5 protein-coding genes and 1 pseudogene are annotated in these 6,867 nt (G+C 68.6%); all 6 read left to right on the top strand.

Annotated elements, in window-relative coordinates; genetic code table 11:
• A pseudogene (locus HW578_RS20805) lies at positions 1-247 on the top strand (hypothetical protein); the annotation flags it as partial.
• 82 nt (positions 248-329) lie between these two features.
• Entirely contained in the window at positions 330-1,283 is a 954-nt protein-coding gene (mdh, locus tag HW578_RS20800) for a malate dehydrogenase (protein ID WP_198372629.1), read from the top strand.
• Between the two features lie 68 nt (positions 1,284-1,351).
• Positions 1,352-2,572: an ADP-forming succinate--CoA ligase subunit beta gene (gene sucC / locus HW578_RS20795; RefSeq protein WP_198372628.1), complete on the top strand. Its 1,221-nt coding sequence runs from the start codon at positions 1,352-1,354 to the stop codon at positions 2,570-2,572.
• Positions 2,573-2,575: 3 nt separating this feature from the next.
• Complete coding sequence (gene sucD, locus HW578_RS20790; protein WP_198372627.1) at positions 2,576-3,472, top strand: succinate--CoA ligase subunit alpha; 897 nt, start codon at positions 2,576-2,578, stop codon at positions 3,470-3,472.
• 143 nt (positions 3,473-3,615) lie between these two features.
• Positions 3,616-6,501, top strand: a complete 2,886-nt coding sequence (locus HW578_RS20785) for a 2-oxoglutarate dehydrogenase E1 component (protein WP_198372626.1) — start codon at positions 3,616-3,618, stop codon at positions 6,499-6,501.
• A 31-nt stretch (positions 6,502-6,532) separates the two neighbouring features.
• A partial coding sequence (locus tag HW578_RS20780; RefSeq protein ID WP_304621646.1) for a biotin/lipoyl-containing protein occupies positions 6,533-6,867 on the top strand: 335 nt, incomplete at its 3' end.

The raw sequence follows: 6,867 nt of genomic DNA, 5'->3' as shown, positions 1-6,867 counted from the left end.
CCGCCAGGCCGCGGCCGGACAGCCGCGCGATGCACGCGGCACGCGCCAGGCGGCGACCCGCGCGGGCACCCGCCAGCAGGCGGCGGCGAATTGCCGCGGCCGCAACTGCGCCCCGCGCAGCCGCTCCGTCTCCTGGCAGGGCGGGCTCGAGCCAGCCACCAACACCCAGGCCCATGACTGCCCGAGCGGCACGCTGGCCACCCTGGCCCATGGGCACACCAACATCGTCCGCTGCATGCCCCTGTAACGGGCCAGCCTTGCCGCCCGCCGGGCCGCGGAGTAGGTAGCAGCGCGCTTTTGCGCACTGCATCAGACCCGAGGAAGGCTCCATGGCCCGCAAGAAGATCGCGCTGATCGGCGCCGGCAATATCGGTGGCACGCTGGCCCACCTGATCGGCCTCAAGGAACTGGGTGACGTCGTCATGTTCGATGTCTTCCCCGGTGTGGCGGCGGGCAAGGCGCTCGACATCATGCAGTCGGGGCCAGTGGACGGCTTCGACAGCGCCATGGCCGGGACGGGCGACTACAGCGCGATCGCGGGCTCGGACGTCGTCATCATCACCGCCGGCTTCCCGCGCATGCCGGGCATGAGCCGCGACGACCTCGTCTCGAAGAATGCCGGCGTCATCGCGCAGGTCGCCGAGGGCGTGAAGCAGCATTGCCCCAATGCCTTCGTCATCGTCATCACCAATCCGCTCGACGCGATGGTGTGGGTGTTCCGCGAGAAGTCGGGCCTGCCCGCGAACAAGGTCGTCGGCATGGCCGGCGTGCTGGATTCGAGCCGCTTCCGCCTGTTCCTCGCGCAGGAATTCAATGTCTCGGTCGAGGACGTGACCGCCTTCGTGCTGGGCGGACATGGCGACACCATGGTGCCGCTGACCCGCTACTCCACCGTCGCCGGCATCCCGGTGCCGGACCTCGTGAAGATGGGCTGGACCACGCAGGAGAAGGTGGACGCGATCTGCGCCCGCACCGCCAATGGCGGCGGCGAGATCGTGAAGCTGCTCGAGAAGGGCTCGGCCTTCTACGCCCCGGCCGCCAGCGCCATCGCGATGGCCGAGAGCTACCTCAAGGACAAGAAGCGCGTGCTGCCCTGCGCCGCCTGGCTGACGGGACAGTACGGCGTGAAGGACCTCTATGTCGGCGTGCCGGTGGTGATCGGCGCCGGCGGCGTGGAGCGCATCGTCGAGATCGAGCTCAACGCCACCGAGAAGGCCGCCTTCGACAAGTCCTGCGGCGCGGTGCGCGAACTGATCGACGCGTCCAAGAAGCTGGTGGGCTGACCCACCCGGGCCCGGCGGCGACGCCGGGCCCTTTTCCCGTCCGCCCCGTCTCGAGGGAACTCCCCGGCATGAACATCCACGAATACCAGGGCAAGGAGCTGCTGCGCCGCTATGGCGTGACGGTGCTCGACGGCCATGTCGCCTGGTCGGCCGACCAGGCGGTGGCCGCGGCCAAGCAGCTGCCCGGCCCCGTCTATGTCGTGAAGTCGCAGATCCATGCGGGCGGGCGCGGCGCCGGGCGCTTCAAGGAAGACCCGAACGGCAAGGGCGGCGTGCGCGTCGTGAAGTCGATCGAGGAGGTCCGCGCGGCCGCCGAGGCGATGATCGGCAAGACGCTCGTCACCAAGCAGACCGGCGAGCACGGCAAGGTCGTCTCCCGCGTCTATGTCGAGGATGGCTGCGACATCAAGCGCGAGCTCTATCTCGGCCTGCTGGTCGACCGCGCGACCTCGCGCGTGACGGTCATGGCCTCGACCGAGGGCGGCATGGAGATCGAGGAGGTGGCCGAGAACCACCCCGAGAAGATCCTCAAGGTCGCGATCGACCCGGCCGCGGGCATCTCCGGCTTCCATTGCCGCAAGCTGGCCTTCGGGCTGGGGCTCGAGGGCAAGCAGGTGGCGGCCTTCACGAAGTTCGTGACCGCGCTGTACGGCGCCTTCATCGAGCTCGACTGCATGATCGTCGAGATCAACCCGCTGGTGGTGACCGGCAAGGGCGACATCGTCGCGCTGGACGCCAAGGTCTCCTTCGACGACAGCGCGCTGTTCCGCCACAAGGACCTCGAGGCCCTGCGCGACGACAGCGAGATGGACCCGAAGGAGCTCGACGCGGTCAAGAACGACCTCAACTACGTGGCGCTCGACGGCGAGATCGGCTGCATGGTGAATGGCGCGGGCCTCGCCATGGCGACGATGGACATCATCAAGCTGTATGGATCCTCGCCGGCGAACTTCCTCGATGTCGGCGGCACCGCGAACGCCGCGCGCGTGACCGAGGCGTTCCGCATCATCACCTCCGACGCCAACGTGAAGGCGATCCTGGTCAACATCTTCGGCGGCATCGCCAAGTGCGACATGATCGCCGAGGGCATCGTCGCCGCCACCAAGACGCTGCACCTCAAGGTGCCGCTGGTGGTGCGGCTCGAGGGCACCAACGTGGACCTCGGCAAGAAGATCCTGGCCGAGAGCGGCCTTGCCATCATCCCCGCCGACAACCTGGCCGACGCCGCCCAGAAGGTCGTCGCCGCTGTGAATGCAGCGCGCGCCTCCGGCGCGACGAAGGGAGCCTGAACCATGGCCGTTCTGGTCGACAAGAACACCCGCGTCATGACCCAGGGCTTCACCGGAGCCCAGGGCACCTTCCACGCCAGCCAGGGCATCGCCTACGGCTCGACCTATGTCGGCGGCACGACCCCCGGCAAGGGCGGCACGATGCACCCGGAACTGAACCTGCCGGTCTTCGACACGGTGGCCGAATGCGTCGCGAAGACGCAGGCGAATGCCTCGGTGATCTACGTCCCCGCCCCCTTCGCGGCGGATGCGATCCTCGAGGCGATCGACGCCGAGCTGCCGCTCATCATCTGCATCACCGAGGGCATCCCGGTGCTCGACATGGTGAAGGTGAAGCGCGCGCTGTGCGGGTCGAAGTCGATCCTGGTCGGGCCGAACTGCCCGGGCGTGATCACGCCGGAAGCCTGCAAGATCGGCATCATGCCGGGCCATATCCACAAGCGCGGGTCGGTCGGCGTGGTCTCGCGTTCCGGCACCCTCACCTATGAGGCGGTGGCGCAGACCACCGCGGCGGGCCTCGGCCAGTCCACCTGCGTGGGCATCGGCGGCGACCCGGTGAAGGGAATGGACTTCATCGATGTGCTCGAGCTGTTCCTCAAGGACGACGAGACCAAGTCGATCGTCATGATCGGCGAGATCGGCGGCCAGTCCGAGATCCTCGCCTCGGAATACCTCCGGCGCGAGAATTTCGGCCCCGGCAAGCCGAACAAGCCGGTGGTCGGCTTCATCGCCGGCGCCACCGCCCCGCCGGGGCGCCGCATGGGCCATGCCGGCGCCGTGATCTCCGGCGGCAAGGATACCGCCGAGGCGAAGATGGAGGCCATGAAGTCGGCCGGCATCCATGTGGCGGACAGCCCCTCCGCCCTCGGCTCGACCATGGTGAAGGCGCTGCGGGGCTGACGCCCGAAAGGCCTGCCACCGGCGGGCCACACGGGGTATGGTAGGGGACGACGTCGCAACCTCTCCGGGGGTTGCGGCGACGATCCGCATCAAGAACCGAGGAAGGTGATCCGGCGGCCGATCCGCCGGCACGGAGAAGAACGATGGCTGGAGTGGACGTCCTCGCAACCGCGATGACCGGCGCGAATGCCGCCTATCTCGCGGATCTCTATGCCCGCTGGGCCGAGAAGCCGGACAGCGTCGATCCCTCCATGGCCGAGCTGTTCGCCGCGCTGAACGACGAGGCGCGGGCTGTGCTGACCGATGCCACCGGCGCCTCCTGGGCGCCACGCATCCGCGGCGCCTTCGGCCCCGAGCCCGAGGCGTCGGCACAGGCCGCGCGCCGCGCTACCGACAGCCCTGCCGTGCAGGCCGCATCGGCCGATGCCGCGCGCCGCCAGGTGCTCGACAGCCTGCGCGCGCTGATGCTGATCCGCTCCTACCGCGTGCGCGGGCACCTGGAAGCGCAGCTCGACCCGCTCGGCCTGACCACGCCCAAGGCGCATCCCGAGCTCGACCCCAAGACCTACGGCTTCACCGAAGCCGACATGAACCGGCCGATCTTCCTGGATTTCGTGCTGGGCAAGGAAAGCGCGACGCTGCGCGAGATCATGGCGATCTGCCGCGCCTCCTATTGCGGGCCGATCGGCGTCGAGTTCATGCACATCCAGGACCCCGACCAGAAGTCCTGGATCCAGCGCCGGATCGAGGGCGCGCCCTGGCTCACCGCCTTCGACGCCGCGACCAAGAAGGAACTGCTGGCGGACCTGACCAAGGCCGAGGGCTTCGAGGCCTTCTGCGCGCGGAAGTTCGTCGGCACCAAGCGTTTCGGCCTGGAAGGCGGCGAGAGCACCATCCCCGCGCTGGAGGCGGTGATCGAGACCGCGGCCCCGCTCGGCGTGAAGGAGATCGCGATCGGCATGGCCCATCGCGGCCGGCTGAACGTGCTCGTGAACGTGGTCAAGAAGCCCTACGTGCAGGTCTTCTCCGAGTTCAAGGGCGTGGGCGCGAACCCCGACGACGTGCAGGGCTCGGGCGACGTGAAGTACCACCTGGGCACCTCCACCGACATGGAGATCGGCGGGCACATGGTGCACCTGTCGCTCCAGCCCAATCCGTCGCACCTCGAAGCGGTGAACCCGGTGGTGGCCGGCAAGGTGCGCGCGCGCCAGGATATGGCTGGCGACACCAAGGGCCGTCGGTCGGTGATGGGCATCTTGCTGCATGGCGATGCCGCCTTCGCCGGCCAGGGCGTGGTGTACGAGACGCTGGCGATGAGCCAGCTGATCGGCTACCGCACCGGCGGCACGGTGCACATCGTCACCAACAACCAGATCGGCTTCACCACCGTCGCCGCGCACGCCTATTCCGGCCTGTACTGCACCGACGTGGCCAAGGCGATCCAGGCGCCGATCCTGCACGTGAACGGCGACGACCCCGAGGCCGTGCTGTTCTGCGCCCGCATGGCCGCCGAGTTCCGCATGGAGTTCGGCGCGGACATCGTGCTCGACATCGTCTGCTACCGCCGCCACGGCCACAATGAAAGCGACGAGCCCGCCTTCACCCAACCGATCATGTACAACCGCATCAAGGAAATGCGCACGACGCGCACCCTGTATGCGGAGAAGCTGGCGCGCGAGGGATCGCTTTCCGCCGATGAATCCAAGGCGATGTACGACGCCTTCAACGCCACGCTGGAAGATGCCTTCCAGGCCGCGCAATCCTTCCGCCCGAACAAGGCGGATTGGCTGGAAGGCCACTGGACCGGGCTGAAGTCGGCCACCGCGGGCGAGGAAGTCGAGAAGCTGCACGAGACCGCGGTGCCGCTCGACACGCTGCGTGAGGTGGGCGCCGCGCTCTCTCGCGTGCCCGTGGATTTCAACGTCAATCCAAAGATCGCCCGCCAGCTCGAGGCCAAGAAGCAGTCGATCGAGACCGGCGAGGGCATCGACTGGGCCACCGGCGAGGCTCTCGCCTTCGGCACGCTGCTGCTGGAGGGCCACCGCGTGCGTCTCTCGGGCGAGGACGTGCAGCGCGGCACCTTCTCCCACCGCCACGCCTACCTGATCGACCAGCAGACCCAGGCGGAATACGTCCCGCTCAACAACATCCGCGCCGGCCAGCCGAAGTTCGAGGCGTTCAACTCGCTGCTCGCGGAATTCGGCGTGCTCGGCTTCGACTACGGCTATTCCCTGGCCGACCCGCATACGCTCACGCTGTGGGAAGGCCAGTTCGGCGACTTCGCCAACGGCGCACAGGTCATCATCGACCAGTTCATCGCCTCCGGCGAGACCAAGTGGCTGCGCATGTCGGGCCTGGTGATGCTGCTGCCGCATGGCTACGAGGGCCAGGGCCCGGAGCATTCCTCCGCGCGGCTCGAGCGCTACCTGCAGCTCTGCGCCGAGCGCAACATGCGGGTGTGCAACTTCACCACCCCGGCGAACTACTTCCATGCGCTGCGCCGCCAGCTCAAGGCGAACTACCGCAAGCCGCTGGTGCTGATGACGCCGAAGTCGCTGCTGCGCCACAAGCTCGCGGTCAGCTCCCTGTCGGAATTCGGCCCCGGCAGCGCCTTCAAGTATGTGATCCCCGAGATCGACGCGATCGCACCGGAGGAGAAGGTGAAGCGCGTCGTGCTGTGCACCGGCAAGGTCTACTACGACCTGCTGGCCGAGCGGCGCGAGAAGGGCATCGACGACGTCGCCATCGTGCGCGTCGAGCAGATGTTCCCCTTCCCCGCCAACAGCCTGACCAAGGCGCTCGCACCCTATCGCAACGCCGAGGTGGTGTGGTGCCAGGAGGAACCCGAGAACATGGGTGCGTGGACCTTCATGGACCGGCGCATCGAGAAGGTGCTGCGCACCCTCGACATCGCGGCCAAGCGCCCCGACTACGTGGGCCGCGAGGATGCGGCGAGCCCGGCCACGGGCCTGGCGCGCATCCACCAGCAGCAGCAGGAAGCCCTGGTGCGCGCGGCCCTCGGGCTGTGACGCGCGGGCGCCATATCAACGGACGGCAGACATGACCGACATCCTGGTTCCCACGCTCGGCGAGAGCGTCTCCTCCGCGACCGTGGCGCGCTGGCTCAAGAAGGCCGGCGAGGCGGTGGCGGCCGACGAGCCGCTGGTGGAGCTCGAGACCGACAAGGTCACCGTCGAGGTGAACGCACCCTCCGCCGGCGTGCTGGAGGCGATCGCCGCGGCCGAGGGGGCCGAGGTCGCGCCTGGTTCCGTGCTCGGTTCCATCGCCGCCGGCGGTGCCGCGAAGCCGGCCGCGCCGCAGCCCGCTGCCGCCGCCCCGGCCGTGCCGCATGTCGAGACGCCGCGCGCGGTGACCGGCCCCGTCGCCGTGCCCGG

The sequence above is a fragment of the Roseomonas rosulenta genome (assembly GCF_016106005.1).
GTDB lineage: Bacteria > Pseudomonadota > Alphaproteobacteria > Acetobacterales > Acetobacteraceae > Neoroseomonas > Neoroseomonas rosulenta.
This window is presented reverse-complemented; position numbering and strand designations above follow the sequence as displayed.

Bases quoted from the DNA above. Each gene is read 5' to 3' on its own strand.
- HW578_RS20785 (WP_198372626.1), top strand. From the start codon at position 3,616: ATGGCTGGAGTGGACGTCCTCGCAACCGCGATGACCGGCGCGAATGCC.
- sucC (WP_198372628.1), top strand. From the start codon at position 1,352: ATGAACATCCACGAATACCAGGGCAAGGAGCTGCTGCGCCGCTATGGC.
- sucD (WP_198372627.1), top strand. From the start codon at position 2,576: ATGGCCGTTCTGGTCGACAAGAACACCCGCGTCATGACCCAGGGCTTC.
- mdh (WP_198372629.1), top strand. From the start codon at position 330: ATGGCCCGCAAGAAGATCGCGCTGATCGGCGCCGGCAATATCGGTGGC.